We start from the raw sequence: 15,864 nt of genomic DNA, 5'->3' as shown, positions 1-15,864 counted from the left end.
GTTGATGTGCCTCACCCCTTGAGGGTCTGAGTCCGTCGGCCCCGGAGCGCGCGCCATGCGCTCCGGGGCCGACCGGCATTCCACGTCCGGGCCAGCGGGTCCGTACGTACTCCGGATGGCAAAAGGCAGGGAACAGCTATGCGACAGGTCACGCGAAAAGGCCTGATCACCGTGGTGGCCGCGACCGGCGTGTTCGCCGCGACCGGCAATTACGCACACGCGGATTCGGGCGCCAACGGGAGCAGCACGAATTCACCCGGCGTGCTGGCGGGCAACAACGTCCAGCTCCCCGTTGACGCTCCGGTCAACGTGTGCGGAAACACCGTCAACGTGGTCGGCGTCCTCAATCCGGCGGCGGGCAACAAATGCGCCAACACCTCTCCCAAGGGCGGCGGTTCGCACAAGCCGTCCGGCGGCGCCAAGGCAGACGGCCACGCCGGTGACTCACCCGGTGTGGGCTCGGGCAACGACGTGCAGTTGCCCATCAACGCACCGGTGAACGTCTGCGGGAACAGCGTCACCATCGGCGGCCTCGGCAACGCGGCCATGGGCAACAACTGCGCCGACGACTCCGGCGGTTCGGTGACCCCGCCGGGCGGTGAGAAGCCTCCGACCGAGCCCGAGCACCCCGGGGACCCGGAACACCCCGGGGACCCGGAGCACCCCGGTAAGCCGGAGAACCCCGGCAACCCCGGCAACCCCGGCAATCCGGGTAACCCGGGCAACCCTGGTGACCCCGGCGACCCCGGTGGCTCCCAGACCCCGCACAATCCGGTCAGCCCGATCGACGACCGCGCCATCCCGAACAACCCGGACGCGCAGACCGTCACGCCGCCCGAGGGGACCTCGCAGCTCGCCTCGACGGGCAGTGAGCTGCCGCTCGGCCTCGCGCTCCCCGTCGGCGCGGGCGCGCTGCTCGCGGGCGTCGTGCTCTACCGCAGGGCCCGGGCCGCCGCCTGAGTCACCGCGTCGTCCGAGTACGCCGAACGGAGCGGGCCCCGCCGTCGCGGGGACCCGCTCCGTTCGTCTGTTCTCCGGCTCTCCCGTGTTCCCCGGCTCTCCCGGTTCACCAGGTGGCCCTCACCTGGCGGATGATCCGCCGTTTCAGCCGCACTCTGCGGCTTCCGTCGGGGTGCAGACTCAGGCGGTCCAACTCCCAGTGTCCGTACTCGGCGTGGTCGGTCAGCAGGCGTGTGGCTTCCTTGCGGGTGACCCCGCGCGGTACATACACGTCGACAAATTCGTATTCCGGCATCGCATCTATTGTGCGGGCACGGGCCCGGTACGGATAGCGTCTGCACTATGTCTGATGCTGCGCAGCCCACCGCTGCCGAGGTACGTGCCGCCGCCGAGGCGGTCAAGACCGCGCTCGACCGCCACTTGGCCGCGGTCGAACGCAGGGCGGGCGAGGACGATCCGGCCGTCTACGAAGCGTTCAACGAACTCGCCGCGGCGGCGGAGGAGTACGACGAACTCCTCTACGACCGCTACGACGAGGTCACCCCCTTCGAGATCCCCGGCACGGAGGAGGCACTGCCGCCCTACCAGGGCCCGGAGGAGGCGAAGGCGCTGAGCGTGCTGCTCCGGCGTGACTACACCGTGGCGGAGCCGCAGCGGCTCCTGGCGCAGGCCCAGCGGGTCGCCGACCTCGACGCGGGTGACGTGGGAGGCGCCGGCTCGGCCGACACCGTGCACAGCGCCCTCGGCGTCCTCTTCGGGGAGTTCGAGCCGGACGAGATCTCCTCCCGGCACAAGGAGTTCGGCCTGGAGGAGGGCGACTCCACGCTCTGGGTCACCGCGGTGGACACCCCCGCCGAGCCGGGGGAGTGGCTCGACGCCCCCTTCGACCAGGCCGACCCGCACCGGGTGGTGTGCCGCTTCGACGTCAGCGTGGTCTTCGACGACGAACTGGACGACGAGCTCGACGGCCTCGACGCGGACGTCGACATCGATCCCGATGTGGCGGTGCCCGTCGACGAGATCGACGACACCGACGACACTGACGACGCCGACGAGACAGCCGGTCGTTGACGCGCCGCACGTGATGAATCGCTCCTGCGCCCGCCGCCTCCCAGGGGGCGGCGGGCGCAGGCTTCGCGCGAGCGGGCGGCTCAGGCCGTCGCGGCGGGCACCTGCGGGCGCAGCAGCGTCTGCAGACGCGTCGTACGGTCCTTCCAGAGGCGTTCCGCCACCGCGCGCGGCAGCGCCTCCTCCACGCCCTGCACGACCGACAGGTGCCGCTCCCCGCGGCTGAACGCGGTGTAGACCCACGGGCGGTTCAGCGCCTGCGCCGCGTCGCCCGGCAGCACCACGACCACCGCGGGCCAGCGCTGCCCGGTCGCCTGGTGCGCGGTGAGCGCCCACGCGTGCCGCACCTCGCGCTCCACGCGCTCCTTCGGTACGACGACGGGGGCGCCGTCGCACTCCAGGTGCAGCCCCTCCGCGTCGGCCCGCACCACCCGGCCGAGCGTCGTGCGGCCCGCCGCGGGGACATGCGCGACCCGGTCGTCCGGGTCGAAGCCGCCGAACCGGCCGGGGCCCGGATTCAGCCGTTCCTTCAGCGCGGCGTTGAGCGCGCGGGTGCCCGCGGCGCCGCCGTGTCCGGGCGTGATGACCTGCGTCTGCTCCGCGGGCACTCCGATCGCCCGCGGCACCGAGTCCGCGACGAGCTGCACGGTGCGGTGGATCGCCTCCGCGGCGTCACGCACCGGGACGAGGACGACCTCCTTGCCGGGCGCGTCGACCTGGTTCAGCTCGCCGATGCCGATGCCGGACGTCAGCTCCCCGATGGGCCCCGGGTCGGGGGTGCGGGAGACGACCTGCGGGCAGCAGCGCGCGGCCAGCAGATCGGCGAACACCCGGCCGGGCCCCGCCGACCACAGGACGCCGGGGTCGCCGCTGAGCACCAGCCGGGCGCCGTCCGGCAGGGACTCGGCGAGCATCGCCGCGCTCTCCACGTCCAGCTGCGGCGCGTCCAGGACGACCAGGAGGTCGAGCGCGAGCGCGCCGTCCGCGTCACGCCCGGGGCCCTGGTCGCCGGAGAGCAGCCCCGCGACGGTCACCGCGGTCCCGTCGTCGCCCGTGGCCCGCGCGACGCGGCGGCGTCCGTCGGCGCTGTGGGCGGCGGCGCAGACCCGGAGGCCGAGCCGCGTCGCCGCGGCGACCAGCGCGGCGGGCTCGGCGCGCGCCTCCTCGCCGCCGGAGTGCAGCACGAGGCCGTGCCCGGCGACGGCGCGGATCAGCTCGGCGGCGGACCCCGACACCTGGGCCGCGGCGGCCTCCCAGTCGGATTCCGGGGGACTCGAGCCGTCCTCCTTGGAGAGCGAGTTGATCACTCGGGCGAGGCTGTCGGCGAGGCTCTCCTCCGCGAGCGCGTACCTCTCCAGGCCGATCAGGACGCGGACCGGGCGCTCCGGCTCGTCCTCCGCGCCGTCCTCGCCGGCCCCCGCTCCCTCGTCGTCCGTGCGCTGGACCGGCACATCGGTCCCTTCGAGGGCGTCCTGGAAGACCAGCGCGTCGCCCTCGGCGAGCGCGCTCTGCACGGCGGCGTCCGGGTCCGGCACCGCGCGCTGCCCGAGCGCGGCGGTCAGCGCGGCGGAGTCGAGCGCCGTGTGCCCCGCGAGGGCGGCCTGCTCCAAAAGCCATACGGTGATCGCACGGCCCCTGCGCTCGTCGTCGGGCCCGCACTCCGGGCCGAGCAGCGCCCTCGCGAACCCGTCGGCCTGCTCGGGCCGCACGCCCGCGACCCGCAGCAGCTGCCAGGGGTCGGCGCGCAGTTGTTCGTCGGCGCCTTCGCCGAGCGCGGCCGCCGTCGGCGCGGTGAGGGCGGCCGGCGCGCCTCCCTCGGCGAGCACGGCTGCGACGGCCTCTACGGTCTCCGCCCCGGGCGCCTGCGCCGGCGAGGGCCGCTGCGGACGCACGGGCTCGGGCGTGGCTGACGGCGCGGGCCTGCGCGGTGCGGGCTCCGGGTCGCGGAAGGCGCTCGCGACGGGCTTCTCGCCGCTCTCCACGGCGCGCACGGCGGCCAGCAGATCGGCGGCGGTCCCGCTCAGCTTCGCGCCGGCCCCGATCGGTCCCTGCTTCGACGCCTTCCGCTGCTCGATCTTCTCCCGCAGCTCCCGCTGCGCGGCGATCTCGGCCTCGGTCTCCGACAGCTCGGTGCCCTCGCTCTTGGCCTCGCCCTCCGGCGTCTCGGATGTGTCCGGTGTATCCGATGTGTCCGACGTCTCCGGTGTCTCCGGTGTCTCCGGTGTCTCCGGCGAGGCTTCCTCCGCGCCGGGCGACTCCGGCTGCTCCGCGGCAGCGGCCTCGGGGTCCTCCGCGGCAGCGGGTTCCGTACTCACAGCGTGCTCCAGTCGTGATCGGGATAGCGGTGCACCGGAGCCGACACGTCGTCGAGCGCCCGGCAGATCTCGTCAGGAAGACTAAGGGTCTCCACTGACAATGCGGCCGCGAGCTGCTGCGCGTTGCGCGCGCCGACGATCGGGGCCGTCACCCCGGGGCGGTCCCGCACCCAGGCGAGCGCGACCTGGAGCGGGGTCGCGGCGAGCCCGTCGGCGGCCGTCGCGACGGCGTCGACGATGCGGCCCGCCGTGTCGTCGAGGTACGGGGCGACGAAGGGTGCCATCTGGTCGGAGCCGCCGCGTGAGTCGGCGGGGGTGGCGTGGCGGTACTTCCCCGTGAGCACGCCCCGGCCGAGCGGCGAGGACGGCAGCAACCCGACGCCGAGGTCGACGGCCGCGGGCAGCACTTCCCGCTCCACCCCGCGCTGCAGCAGGGAGTACTCCATCTGGGTGCTGGCCAGGCGGGTGCGGGTGCCGGGCGGTGCGAGCTGCCATGTGGCGGCCTTGGCGAGCTGCCAGCCGCAGAAGTTGGAGACCCCCGCATAGCGGGCCCGTCCGCTGCCGACCGCCATGTCGAGGGCCTGAAGGGTCTCCTCCAGGGGTGTCTCCGGGTCGAAGGCGTGCAGCTGCCACAGGTCCACGTAGTCCGTGTTGAGGCGGTTGAGGGAGGCGTCGAGCGCGTCGAGCAGGTGGCCCCGGGAGCCGTCGACGCGCCGCTCGAGGTCGGGCACGCTGCCCGCCTTGGTCGCGATGACCAGGTCGCGTCGGGGCACGAGCCGCTCGATCATGCGCCCGAGCAGATATTCGGCCTCCCCGTCGCCGTACACATCGGCGGTGTCGACGAGCGTGCCGCCCGCCTCCCAGAACACCTTCAACAGATCGGCGGCGTCGTTCTCCTCGGTGTGCCCCCAGGTGAGGGTGCCGAGTCCGATGCGGGACACGCGCAGGCCGGTCCGGCCGAGATGCCTCTGCTCCATGGGCGCTGAGATTACTGGCCGGGCCCGTGCGACGGGCGAGCCTGTGGACAAAGCAGCGATTGTGGAGAACCCGGTCACCCTTTACAGTCCCCGGCACAGGACGTTACTCATGAGTACAGCGGTAAGGGGATCGGTCATGCAGCTCGGGATCAACCTCGGCTACTGGGGCGCGGGGATGGACGCGGACAATCTCGCCGTCGCCAAGGAGGCCGACAAGCTGGGCTACGCGGTCTGCTGGGCCGCGGAGGCGTACGGCTCGGACGCCGCGACGGTGCTGTCCTGGGTGGCCGCGCAGACCGAACGTATCGACATCGGGTCCGCGATCTTCCAGATCCCGGCCCGCCAGCCGGCGATGACCGCGATGACGGCGGCGACCCTCGACTCGCTCTCCGGCGGCCGTTTCCGGCTCGGCCTCGGCGTCTCGGGCCCGCAGGTGTCCGAGGGCTGGTACGGCGTGAAGTTCGACAAGCCGCTGGCGCGCACACGCGAGTACGTCGAGATCGTCCGCAAGGCCATGACGCGGGAGCGCCTCTCGTACGAGGGCGAGCACTGGACGCTGCCGCTGCCCGGCGGCCCCGGCAAGCCCCTCAAGCTGACCGTCCACCCGCAGCGCGAGCACATCCCGCTGTACGTCGCCGCGATCGGCCCCAAGAATTTGGAGCAGACCGGCGAGATCGCCGACGGTGCGCTGCTGATCTTCCCCGCGGCGGAGCACCTGGAGGAGACCGCGGTCAGGCATCTGCGTGCCGGGCGCGAGAAGGCCGGCAAGGCGATGGACGGCTTCGACATCGTCCCGACGCTGCCGCTGGCCGTCGGCGAGGACTCCGCGGTCGACGCCCTCGCGGACATGTTCCGGCCGTACACCGCCCTGTACGTGGGCGGCATGGGCAGCCGGAAGCAGAACTTCTACAACCAGCTGGCGCAGCGCATGGGGTACGAGAAGGAGGCCGCCGAGATCCAGGACAAGTACCTGGCGGGCGACAAGGACGGGGCGGCCGCCGCCGTGCCGCGGCAGCTCATCGACTCCACCACGCTGCTCGGTTCCGTGGACCGGATTGCCGACCGGATGCAGGCCTACGCCGCGGCGGGTGCCACCACGCTGACGCTGGCTCCCGCGGGCTTCACGCTGGAGGAGCGGATCACGGCGCTGCGGGCGGGCACGGAGGCCCTGGAGCGCGCCGGTCTCGCATAGCGCGCGGGTCTCGCAGAGCGGGGAGCAGGAAGTCCGCGGCCGTGGTGGGGGCTCGGGGGGTCTCCCCGCCACGGCCGTCACGGGGAACAACGCGTCACAGGGCCCGCGGTTACGGCCTCGTGGAGGTGCCCGTCTCCGCCGTTCGGCGGAGCTGACCTGTACAGCTGTTGCCCCTTGCGGAACCTCGCACTTGACTGTCTCTTTGCGGGGATATGCGCAGCGCGGATATGCGCACAGGGCATGGAGGTGCCAGTGATGTTGTCGACCAAGAGCGTCTTCAGGGAGATCCTCGACAACGACGAGTCGTTCCGGCTCTTCTGCTCCATCGCCGCCAGTGGCGAGGCCCAGGGCGGCTGGGAGAACGGCCGCATCGCCGCGCTCGTCCCGGAGAGCGAGCGTGCGCTCGCGCCCAAGATCGCCCGGCACGGCGCCGACGAGGACAAGCACGGCCGGATCTTCCACGCCCTCATGAAGAAGCGCGGCCTGCGACCGGTCGACGTCCCGCACGACACCGACTACACGATGCTCCTGGAGAAGCACGGCATCGGCCTCGCGCACCACCGGCTGAAGGCCGACGAGCCGCTCACCGTGCAGGACATCGTCACCTACCTCGCCCACAGCAGGGTCACCGAACAGCGCGCCTCCGAGCAGATGCGGCTCCTGCTCAAGCACTTCGCCGACGACCCGGACATCGGCCGCGCGGTGCGGATGATCTCCCACGACGAGGACAACCATCTGGCTTACTGCCACGAGGAGTTGCTGCGGTTCGCGTACGCCGGACACGGCCGCGCCATCCAGCGCACCCTGCGCGACTGCGCGCACGCCGAGATCCACATCCACCGCGACGTGAGCCTCGCGGTGATGGAGCGCATGGGGCGCATCCTCGGCTGGGCCCCGGCCAAGCGGCAGCTGCTCGCCGCGGGCATCCACGCCCTGCACGGCTACGAGAGGTCGGGCGGCTGGCGGCGGATGGTCTCGCTGAGGACGCCGGAGCGGCGCGACGCGCTGGGCGGGCCCGCGCCCTCGGCCGCCGAGTTCGCCTGACGGGGGAGCCGAGCGCGGCACCGGAGCCCGGAGCCCGGAGCCCGACACCGGAGCCCGACACCGGAGCCGGGTGCTACAGCCAGCCGCGACGCTTGAACATCCGGTACAGGACGATCTCCAGGACCACCATCAGGAGGATCACGGCCGGGTAGGTCCACCACCAGTGCAGCTCGGGCATGTGGTCGAAGTTCATGCCGTAGATGCCCGCGATCATCGTGGGGACCGCCGCCATGGCCGCCCACGCCGAGATCTTCCGCATGTCGTCGTTCTGCCGGACGCTCATCTGCGCCAGATGCGCGGACAGGATGTCCGACACCAGTCGGTCCAGACCCTCCACGGACTCGTTGACGCGCGTCAGGTGGTCGTTGACGTCCCGGAAGAAGGGCCGCGCCGTCTCGTCCACGAAGGGCACGGAAGGGCTGAAAGGGCCCGCTCCGGAGAGGCGCGCCACGGGCAGCGCCAACGGGCCGGTGGCCCGGCGGAACTCCAGGATCTGCCGCTTGAAGGTGTAGATCCGCGACGCGGTGGGCCGCGAACGGCCGCCCTCCGGAGAGAAGACCTCCGCCTCCAGGACCTCCAGGTCGGCCTGCAACTCGTCGGCGACCTCCAGGTAGTGGTCCACGGAGGCGTCCGCGATCGAGTACAGGACGGACGTCGGACCGTGCTTGAGCACGTCGGGGTCGGCCTCCAGACGGTGCCGTACGACGCCGAGGGGCGCGCCCTCGCCGTGCCGCACGGTCACCACGAACGAGTCACCCACGAAGATCATGACTTCTCCGGAGGAGACCGTGTCGCTGTCCGCCTCGTACACGACCGGCTTGAGGACCATGAACAGCGAATCGTCGTAGACCTCCAGCTTGGGCCTCTGATGGGCCTTGAGGGCGTCCTCCACGGCCAGTGGATGCAGCCCGAACTCCTGACTGACGGTTTCGAACTCGTCCTCCGTCGGCTCGTGCAGACCGATCCACACGAACGCGTCCTCCGCCGTCCGCGCCTCATCGAGGGCGTCGGAGAAGTCCTGGGGGCCTTCGGTCCGACGGCCCCCGCGATAAATGGCACAGTCGACGATCACACTGCGCATTGTTCCCAGCCTCCCCAGCCGTTGCACCTCCGCAGACGCATAGGGTGAACCGCATGCCCACGCTGATCCTCGTCCGGCACGGACGCTCCACCGCCAACACGGCCGGTCTGCTCGCCGGGTGGACTCCCGGCGTGGCCCTCGACGAGCGGGGCGCCGCACAGGCCGCCGCGCTCCCCGAGCGGCTCGCCGCGCTGCCGTTGGCCGAAGTCGTCACCAGCCCCTTGCAGCGCTGTCAGGAGACCGTGGCGCCGCTGCTCACCGCCAGGCCCGGCCTCCAGGCGCACACGGAGGAACGCATCGGGGAGTGCGACTACGGCGACTGGTCGGGCCGCAAGCTCGCCGAGCTCACCGACGAGCCGCTGATGGAGGTCGTCCAGCAGCACCCGTCCGCCGCGGCCTTCCCCGGCGGCGAGTCGATGCGGGCCATGCAGACCCGGGCGGCCGAGGCGGTACGCGAGTGGAACGCGCGCGTGGAGCGCGACCACGGCGAGGACGCCATGTACCTGATGTGCTCGCACGGCGACATCATCAAGTCCCTTGTCGCGGAAGCCATCGGGCTCCACCTCGACCTCTTCCAGCGCATCTCCGTAGAGCCCTGTTCCGTCACCGTCATCCGCTACACACGGCTGCGCCCCTTCCTCGTGCGCCTCGGGGACACCGGTGACTTCGCCTCGCTGGCGCCGCGTGAGGAGCCGCCGGGCGGCGACGCCACCGTGGGTGGCGGTGCGGGCGCACCGTGATCGTCGCCCGCAGTAGGGTGAAGCGGTTGAAGCAGCCCTCTTGCAGTCGATCCAATGGAGACAGGTCGTGTCCCGTCAGGTGTTCCTCTACGACCCCCCGGAGCGTTTCGTCGCGGGAACGGTCGGGCTGCCCGGACGGCGTACGTTCTTCCTCCAGGCCTCCGCGGGCGTCAGGGTGACCAGCGTCGCCCTGGAGAAGACCCAGGTGGCGGCGCTCGCCGAGCGCATGGAGGAGCTCCTCGACGAGGTCGTGCGCCGCAGCGGCGGCAACGCCCCGGTGCCGGCCGTCGCACCCACCGACGTCGCCGACAGCGCACCGCTCGACTCCCCCGTGGAGGAGGAGTTCCGGGTCGGCACGATGGCGCTCGCCTGGGACGGCGAGGAGGAGCGGATGGTCGTCGAGGCACAGGCCCTCGTCGAGCTGGACGCCGATTCCGAGGACGACCTCGCCGCCGCCGAGGAAAGGCTTCTGCAGGACGACGAGAACGGCCCGCCGATGCTGCGCGTCCGCCTCACCGGGGCGCAGGCCCGCGCCTTCGCCAAGAGAGCCCTCGACGTCGTGAACGCCGGACGCCCGCCGTGCCCGCTGTGCAGCCTCCCGCTCGACCCGGAAGGACACGTATGCCCGCGCCAGAACGGATACCGGCGGGGAGCGTGAGCGTCGACCCCGTCACGCTCCTCACCCACGGCGAGCTGACCGTGCGCGGCCGCATCCGTGAGGCCTCGAACGCGGTGCTCTACTGCACGGTCGCGTACGAGGGCCAGGAGGCCGCCTGCGTCTACAAGCCGGTCGCAGGGGAGCGCCCCCTGTGGGACTTCCCCGACGGCACGCTCGCGCAGCGCGAGGTCGCCGCGTACGAGGTGTCGCTGGCCACCGGCTGGGACCTCGTGCCGCCGACCGTGCTGCGTGCGGGTCCGCACGGCGAGGGCATGTGCCAGCTGTGGATCGAGACCTCCGGAGACGCGGAACTGCTCGCCCTGGTCGACGGCGACGAACCGGGCGAGGGCTGGAAGGCGGTCGGTTTCGCGCAGGTCGACGAGGAGCGGACGGCGCTCCTCGTGCACGCGGACGACGTGCGTCTTCGCCGGCTCGCGGTCCTCGACGCCGTGATCAACAACAGCGACCGCAAGGGCGGCCACCTGCTCGCCGCGGACGGCCGCCTCTACGGCATCGACCACGGTGTCACCTTCCACGCCGAGAACAAGCTGCGGACGCTGCTCTGGGGCTGGGCGGGGGAGCCCTTGACCGACGAGGCGGTGGAGGCCCTCCAGGCCCTGCGGGACGGCCTCAAGGAGGGGGCCGCGCTCGCCGAGCGGCTCGGCGGGCTGATCACCGCCGCGGAGACCGAGGCGCTGCGCGGGCGGGTCGCTGCCCTGCTGGAGTCGGGGCGCCATCCGGAACCGACGGGGGAGTGGCCCGCGATTCCCTGGCCACCGGTCTGATCCGCGGCCACCCGTCTGATCCGCGGCCACCGGCCTGATCCGCGGCCACCGGCCTGATCCGCGGCCACCGGCCTGATCCGCGGCCACTGGCCTGATCCGCAGTCACCGGCCTGATCCGCCCCCCTAGCGCGCCCTGCACACGCCCGCCCGTCGCGCAAGAGCGCGGGTTCAGCCACCGTTCCGATGATCCCCACTCGTATACGGACGCCCCGTCCGGTTAGGCTCAGGGCATGCATGCCTGGCCCGCTTCTGAGGTCCCCGCCCTTCCTGGCAAGGGCCGCGACCTCCGGATCCACGACACCGCGACCGGTGGACTCGTCACCCTCGACCCTGGTCCCGTCGCCCGTATCTACGTCTGCGGCATCACTCCGTACGACGCGACCCACATGGGTCACGCGGCGACCTACAACGCGTTCGACCTCGTGCAGCGCGTGTGGCTCGACACCAAGCGGCAGGTTCACTACGTCCAGAACGTGACCGACGTGGACGACCCGCTCCTGGAACGCGCCAACCGCGACGGCAAGGACTGGGTCGAGCTCGCCGAAGGCGAGACCGCCCTGTTCCGCGAGGACATGACCGCGCTGCGGCTCCTGCCGCCCCAGCACTACATCGGAGCCGTCGAGGCGATACCCGGCATCGTGCCGCTCGTCGAACGGCTCCGTGACATGGGTGCCGCCTACGAGCTGGAGGGCGACGTCTACTTCTCCGTCGAGTCGGACCCCCACTTCGGGGAGGTGTCCGGGCTCGACGCCGCCGCCATGAAGCTGCTCTCCGCCGAGCGCGGCGGCGATCCGGAGCGGCAGGGGAAGAAGAACCCGCTCGACCCGATGCTCTGGATGGCCGCCCGCGAGGGCGAGCCGAGCTGGGACGGCGGCTCGCTGGGCCGCGGCCGGCCCGGCTGGCACATCGAGTGCGTGGCCATCGCCCTGGACCACCTGGGGATGGGCTTCGACGTGCAGGGCGGGGGATCGGATCTCGTGTTCCCGCACCACGAGATGGGCGCGTCGCACGCCCAGGCGCTGACCGGTGAGCACCCCTTCGCCAAGGCGTACGTCCACGCCGGGATGGTCGCCCTGGACGGCGCGAAGATGTCCAAGTCCAAGGGCAACCTCGTCTTCGTGTCGAAGCTGCGGCGCGACGGGGTCGACCCCGCGGCGATCCGTCTCGCCCTCCTCGCGCACCACTACCGCGCGGACTGGGAGTGGACGGACGGCGTCCTCGAAGAGGCCGTCGAGCGGCTCGGCCGCTGGCGGGCCGCGGTGTCCCGGCCCGACGGGCCGTCCGCCGACGCGCTCGTCGAGGAGATCCGCGAGGCCCTCGCGAACGATCTGGACGCGCCGTCCGCGCTCGTCGCGGTCGACCGCTGGGCCGCCCGTCAGGACGCCGAGGGCGGTACGGATGAGGGGGCGCCCGGTGTGGTGTCGCGCGCCGTCGACGCGTTGCTTGGCGTGGCCTTGTAGCGGTTGTCCTCGCTGAGCCCGATCGCCCTGCGGGCTCGTCCTCAAACGCCGGACGGGCTGAAACCCTCCGCCCGTCCGGCTCGTCAGCAAGTGCGGGCGGGCAGGAATCTTCCGTCCGTCCGGCTGGTCGGCGAGTGCGGGCGGGCTGGAATCTTCCGCCTGTCCGGCTGGTCAGCAAGTGCAGGCAGGCAGGAATCTTCCGTCCGTCCGGCTGGTCGGCAAGTGCGCGCGGGCTGGAGACCTCCGTCCGTCCGGCTGGTCGGCGAGTGCGGGCGGGTTGGAAACCTCCGTCCGTCCTGCTGGTCGGCAAGTGCGGGCGGGCTGGAGTCTTCCGCCGTCCGGCTCGTCAGTACGTGCAGGCGGGCTGGAACTTTCCGCCCGTTCGGTTCGTTCGTGCTGTGGGTGTGGGAAATCCACGTGTGGGTGTGCAAAGTCCATGGCCCCGGGGCCAGTTGCCGCGCTAGACCTCCGCCATGAGATCTTCCACGCGCTTCAGATCGGCGGCCGCGGCCGCTCTCCTGGGCCTTCTCGTGAGTTTCGCGGGGCCCGGTGGCGGGTCCGCGCGGGCCGTCGACGAGTCCGCGACCACGGTCGGCGACGTCACCGGGTTCGGCCACGACGGGGCCGTCTACCGGATCAGCGCGGGCGAGGCCGAGGCCCGCGTCAGTTTCGTCTCGGCGGAGACCTTCCGGCTCGAACTCGCCCCCGACGGGGAGTTCACCGACCCGACGGGTGACGACATTGTCCTGCCGCAGGGCGATCCGCCCCGCACCAAGTGGGCGGACAAGGGCGACCGTTACGAGCTGAGCACCTCCAAGGTGACCCTGCGCGCCTACAAGTCGCCCCTCCGCTTCGCCCTGTACCGCTCCGACGGCAGCCGCGTCTGGGCCGAGTCCAAGGGGCTGTCCTGGACGAAGGGCGCCACCACGCAGAGCCTCGCGCGCGGCGCCGACGAACAGTTCTACGGCGCCGGGATGCAGAACGGACGCGGCAACACCTCGCACCGCGGCAAGAAGGTCGAGGTCAGTGTCGACTACAACTGGGACGACGGAGGGCACCCCAACTCCGTGCCGTTCTACCTGTCCTCCAAGGGCTACGGCGTCTTCCGGAACACGTACGCGCCCAACACGTACGACTTCGCAGAGCCCGTGACCGCCACTGCGAAGGAACAGCGCTTCGACGCCTACTACTTCGCGGGACGCGGCGGCGACGCCGCCAAGGACGTCATCGGGCAGTACACCAAGCTCACGGGCAAGCCCTTCCTGCCACCCGTCTACGGCATGGAGATCGGCGACGCCGACTGCTACCTCCACAACGCCAACCGCGGTGAACGCCACACCCTGGACTCCCTCAAAGTCGCCGACGGGTACGTCGAGAACGACATGCCGAACGGCTGGATGCTCGTCAACGACGGCTACGGCTGCGGCTACGAAGACCTCGCCGAGACCGCCAAGGGCCTCGCCGAGCGCAAGATGAAGATGGGCCTGTGGACCGAGGACGGCCTCGACAAGATCGCCGAGCAGGTGAAGGCGGGCCAGCGCGTCGCCAAGCTCGACGTCGCGTGGGTCGGCGACGGCTACAAGAAGGCCCTCGACGGCTGCAAGGACGCGTACAAGGGCATCGAGGACAACAGCGACGCCCGGGGCTTCACCTGGGCCCCCGAGAGCTGGTCGGGCGCCCAGCGCTGCGGCGTGCAGTGGTCCGGCGACCAGAGCGGCAGCTGGGAGTACATCCGCTGGCAGATCCCGACGTACGCCGGGTCCACCATGTCCGGCCTCGCCTATACGACCGGTGACGTCGACGGCATCTTCGGCGGCAGCCCCAAGACGTACGTACGCGATCTGCAGTGGAAGATGTTCCTGCCGGTCACGATGACGATGGACGGCTGGGCCGCCAGCGACAAGCAGCCCTTCCGCCAGGGCGAGCCCTACACCTCCATCAACCGCAAGTACCTCAAGCTGCACGAGGCGCTGCTGCCCTACTTCTACTCGTACGCCCACGAGGCGACCAGGACCGGTGTGGGCGCCGTGCGGCCGCTGGCCCTGGAGTACCCGGACGACCCGAAGGCCGCGACGGACGCCGCCAAGTACGAGTTCCTGACCGGCGAGGACTTCCTCGTGGCGCCCGTCCACAAGGACAGCACCACACGCGACGGCATCTACCTGCCCAAGGGCACCTGGACCGACTACTGGAGCGGACGGACCTACCAGGGACCGACCACCGTCGACGGTTACAGCGCGCCCCTCGACACGCTGCCCCTCTTCGTGAAGGGCGGCGCCAGTGTGCCGATGTGGCCCGGTGGCATCCGCTCCTACGAGGACAGGAAGGCGGACTCGCCGCTCGCCTGGGACATCTACCCTCAGGGCAGATCCTCCTTCGAGCTGTACGAGGACGACGGCGTGACCCGGGAGCACCGCGCCGGAAAGTACGCCACGCAGCGCGCCGACGTCCGGGCGCCGCGCTCCGGAGCGGGCGACGTGCGGGTGCGGATCGGCGCGAGCAAGGGCACGTACAAGGGCAAGCAGAGCAGCAGGCCCTACGCGTTCACACTGCACACCGGAGACGCGCCCGCCCGCGTGGAGCTCGACGGGCACAGGCTGCCGCGGCTCACCTCGAAGAGCGCGTACGACAGCGCACGGCAGGGCTGGTTCTACGACAGGGACGACCGCGGCGGCGTCGTCAAGGTGAAGACGAAGGCACTGCGCACCGACCGCGCCTTCGAGCTGGCCCTCGACGACACCAGCGCCGTCGGCGGCGCCGTGCCCGGCGCACCCGCCACCGTGAGCGTCCCGGCGGGCCAGGAGATCGGCGCCGGCACGCCCGGAAAGGTCGCCGTCGACATCACGGCCGGCACGAAGGACGCCACCCGTGTCGAGGCCACCGTCGACGCGCCGGAGGGCTGGACCGTCGGCACCGCGAAGGCGGACCGCGTCCCCGCCGGCACCACACGCCGCGTCGAGGTGGCCCTCACCCCGGCCAAGGACGCGGACATCGGCGAACAGCCGCTCACCGCGACCGCCCGCCACCGCTCGGCCGGCCAGGACCGCACCACCGTCCAGCGGTTCGCGCTCGGCGTGATGCCCGAGGCGCCCTCGAAGGACACCTGGGCGAGCGACATGAAGTGGCTGAAGTCCACCAATGGATACGGTCCCGCCGAACGCGACCGCAGCAACGGCGAGTCCGGCGCCGACGACGGCCACCCGCTCACCCTGGCCGGAAAGACGTACGAGAAGGGGATCGGCACGCACGCCGACTCCGCCATCGAGGTCTATCCGGGCGGCCGGTGCTCCACCTTCACCGCGGACGTGGGCATCGACGACGAGATCAACGGCTACGGAGAGGCCGCCTTCTCCGTCGAGGCCGACGGCAAGGTGCTGTGGACCTCGCCGAAGGTGACGGGCGCCTCGGCGACCGTGCCGGTCGACGTCGATGTGCGCGGCGCCCGGCACGTGGAGCTGAAGGCGACCGACACCAACGGCTCGAAGAGCGGGGACCACGCGGACTGGGCCGCCGCCCGGTTCACCTGCGCGTAGGAACAGTCGACGGCGCCGGGCGGAGAAGTCTCCGCCCGGCGCCGCCGTCCG

General features: G+C 71.7%; 13 protein-coding genes. 9 read left to right on the top strand and 4 right to left on the bottom strand.

All coding sequences use genetic code 11. The annotated features are described in order from the left end of the window. Positions 1-138: 138 nt before the first annotated feature. Positions 139-960 carry a chaplin gene (locus AB0N81_RS15060; RefSeq protein ID WP_365358244.1) on the top strand — a complete coding sequence of 274 codons (822 nt, stop codon included), beginning with the start codon at positions 139-141 and terminating at the stop codon, positions 958-960. Positions 961-1,066: 106 nt separating this feature from the next. Here AB0N81_RS15060 and AB0N81_RS15055 read toward each other — a convergent pair whose 3' ends face one another. Further along, positions 1,067-1,255 carry a DUF5703 family protein gene (locus AB0N81_RS15055; RefSeq protein ID WP_127911640.1) on the bottom strand — a complete coding sequence of 63 codons (189 nt, stop codon included), beginning with the start codon at positions 1,253-1,255 and terminating at the stop codon, positions 1,067-1,069. Positions 1,256-1,302: 47 nt separating this feature from the next. On the opposite strand from AB0N81_RS15055, the gene AB0N81_RS15050 reads away from it, so the two are divergent. Next, on the top strand, positions 1,303-2,031 hold the full coding sequence (locus tag AB0N81_RS15050) for a hypothetical protein (RefSeq protein WP_365358243.1): 729 nt from the start codon (positions 1,303-1,305) through the stop codon (positions 2,029-2,031). 80 nt (positions 2,032-2,111) lie between these two features. On the opposite strand, the gene AB0N81_RS15045 is transcribed toward AB0N81_RS15050, so the two are convergent. Both AB0N81_RS15045 and AB0N81_RS15040 read right to left on the bottom strand, forming a co-directional pair. Then, positions 2,112-4,343 (bottom strand): helix-hairpin-helix domain-containing protein, encoded by a 2,232-nt coding sequence (locus AB0N81_RS15045; RefSeq protein WP_365358242.1) that lies wholly within the window; start codon positions 4,341-4,343, stop codon positions 2,112-2,114. Next, positions 4,340-5,320: an aldo/keto reductase gene (locus AB0N81_RS15040; protein WP_365358241.1), complete on the bottom strand. Its 981-nt coding sequence runs from the start codon at positions 5,318-5,320 to the stop codon at positions 4,340-4,342. The genes AB0N81_RS15045 and AB0N81_RS15040 overlap by 4 nt, the downstream gene beginning before the upstream one ends. Positions 5,321-5,456: 136 nt before the next feature. Between AB0N81_RS15040 and AB0N81_RS15035 the strand changes: the two genes are divergently transcribed. Further along, positions 5,457-6,512, top strand: coding sequence for an LLM class F420-dependent oxidoreductase (locus AB0N81_RS15035; RefSeq protein WP_365358240.1), 1,056 nt, complete (start codon positions 5,457-5,459; stop codon positions 6,510-6,512). Between the two features lie 255 nt (positions 6,513-6,767). Next, positions 6,768-7,556, top strand: a complete 789-nt coding sequence (locus tag AB0N81_RS15030; RefSeq protein WP_365358239.1) for a ferritin-like domain-containing protein — start codon at positions 6,768-6,770, stop codon at positions 7,554-7,556. A gap of 73 nt (positions 7,557-7,629) precedes the next feature. On the opposite strand, the gene corA is transcribed toward AB0N81_RS15030, so the two are convergent. Next, positions 7,630-8,628: a magnesium/cobalt transporter CorA gene (gene corA, locus AB0N81_RS15025; protein ID WP_365358434.1), complete on the bottom strand. Its 999-nt coding sequence runs from the start codon at positions 8,626-8,628 to the stop codon at positions 7,630-7,632. A 62-nt stretch (positions 8,629-8,690) separates the two neighbouring features. On the opposite strand from corA, the gene AB0N81_RS15020 reads away from it, so the two are divergent. The 5 genes from AB0N81_RS15020 (at position 8,691) to AB0N81_RS15000 (ending at position 15,813) form a co-directional block, all read left to right on the top strand. Continuing rightward, positions 8,691-9,377, top strand: a complete 687-nt coding sequence (locus AB0N81_RS15020; protein WP_365358238.1) for a histidine phosphatase family protein — start codon at positions 8,691-8,693, stop codon at positions 9,375-9,377. Between the two features lie 67 nt (positions 9,378-9,444). Continuing rightward, positions 9,445-10,035: a DUF3090 domain-containing protein gene (locus AB0N81_RS15015; protein WP_365358237.1), complete on the top strand. Its 591-nt coding sequence runs from the start codon at positions 9,445-9,447 to the stop codon at positions 10,033-10,035. After that, positions 9,999-10,820 carry an SCO1664 family protein gene (locus AB0N81_RS15010; protein ID WP_365358236.1) on the top strand — a complete coding sequence of 274 codons (822 nt, stop codon included), beginning with the start codon at positions 9,999-10,001 and terminating at the stop codon, positions 10,818-10,820. Before AB0N81_RS15015 ends, AB0N81_RS15010 begins: the two co-directional genes overlap by 37 nt. Positions 10,821-11,050: 230 nt before the next feature. After that, positions 11,051-12,280, top strand: a complete 1,230-nt coding sequence (gene mshC / locus AB0N81_RS15005; protein WP_365358235.1) for a cysteine--1-D-myo-inosityl 2-amino-2-deoxy-alpha-D-glucopyranoside ligase — start codon at positions 11,051-11,053, stop codon at positions 12,278-12,280. A gap of 473 nt (positions 12,281-12,753) precedes the next feature. Then, entirely contained in the window at positions 12,754-15,813 is a 3,060-nt protein-coding gene (locus tag AB0N81_RS15000; RefSeq protein WP_365358234.1) for an NPCBM/NEW2 domain-containing protein, read from the top strand. Positions 15,814-15,864: the final 51 nt, after the last annotated feature.

This window comes from Streptomyces sp. NPDC093510, from assembly GCF_040683555.1.
GTDB lineage: Bacteria > Actinomycetota > Actinomycetes > Streptomycetales > Streptomycetaceae > Streptomyces.
Note: the sequence above shows the minus strand (reverse complement) of the source record. Positions and strands in the feature narration are given on the sequence as shown.

What these genes read in the sequence shown, in the direction of transcription:
- AB0N81_RS15060 (WP_365358244.1), top strand. Translation starts at nt 139, where the DNA reads ATGCGACAGGTCACGCGAAAAGGCCTGATCACCGTGGTGGCCGCGACC.
- AB0N81_RS15055 (WP_127911640.1), bottom strand. Translation starts at nt 1,255, where the DNA reads ATGCCGGAATACGAATTTGTCGACGTGTATGTACCGCGCGGGGTCACC.
- AB0N81_RS15050 (WP_365358243.1), top strand. Translation starts at nt 1,303, where the DNA reads ATGTCTGATGCTGCGCAGCCCACCGCTGCCGAGGTACGTGCCGCCGCC.
- AB0N81_RS15040 (WP_365358241.1), bottom strand. Translation starts at nt 5,320, where the DNA reads ATGGAGCAGAGGCATCTCGGCCGGACCGGCCTGCGCGTGTCCCGCATC.
- AB0N81_RS15035 (WP_365358240.1), top strand. Translation starts at nt 5,457, where the DNA reads ATGCAGCTCGGGATCAACCTCGGCTACTGGGGCGCGGGGATGGACGCG.
- AB0N81_RS15030 (WP_365358239.1), top strand. Translation starts at nt 6,768, where the DNA reads ATGTTGTCGACCAAGAGCGTCTTCAGGGAGATCCTCGACAACGACGAG.
- AB0N81_RS15020 (WP_365358238.1), top strand. Translation starts at nt 8,691, where the DNA reads ATGCCCACGCTGATCCTCGTCCGGCACGGACGCTCCACCGCCAACACG.
- AB0N81_RS15010 (WP_365358236.1), top strand. Translation starts at nt 9,999, where the DNA reads ATGCCCGCGCCAGAACGGATACCGGCGGGGAGCGTGAGCGTCGACCCC.
- mshC (WP_365358235.1), top strand. Translation starts at nt 11,051, where the DNA reads ATGCATGCCTGGCCCGCTTCTGAGGTCCCCGCCCTTCCTGGCAAGGGC.
- AB0N81_RS15000 (WP_365358234.1), top strand. Translation starts at nt 12,754, where the DNA reads ATGAGATCTTCCACGCGCTTCAGATCGGCGGCCGCGGCCGCTCTCCTG.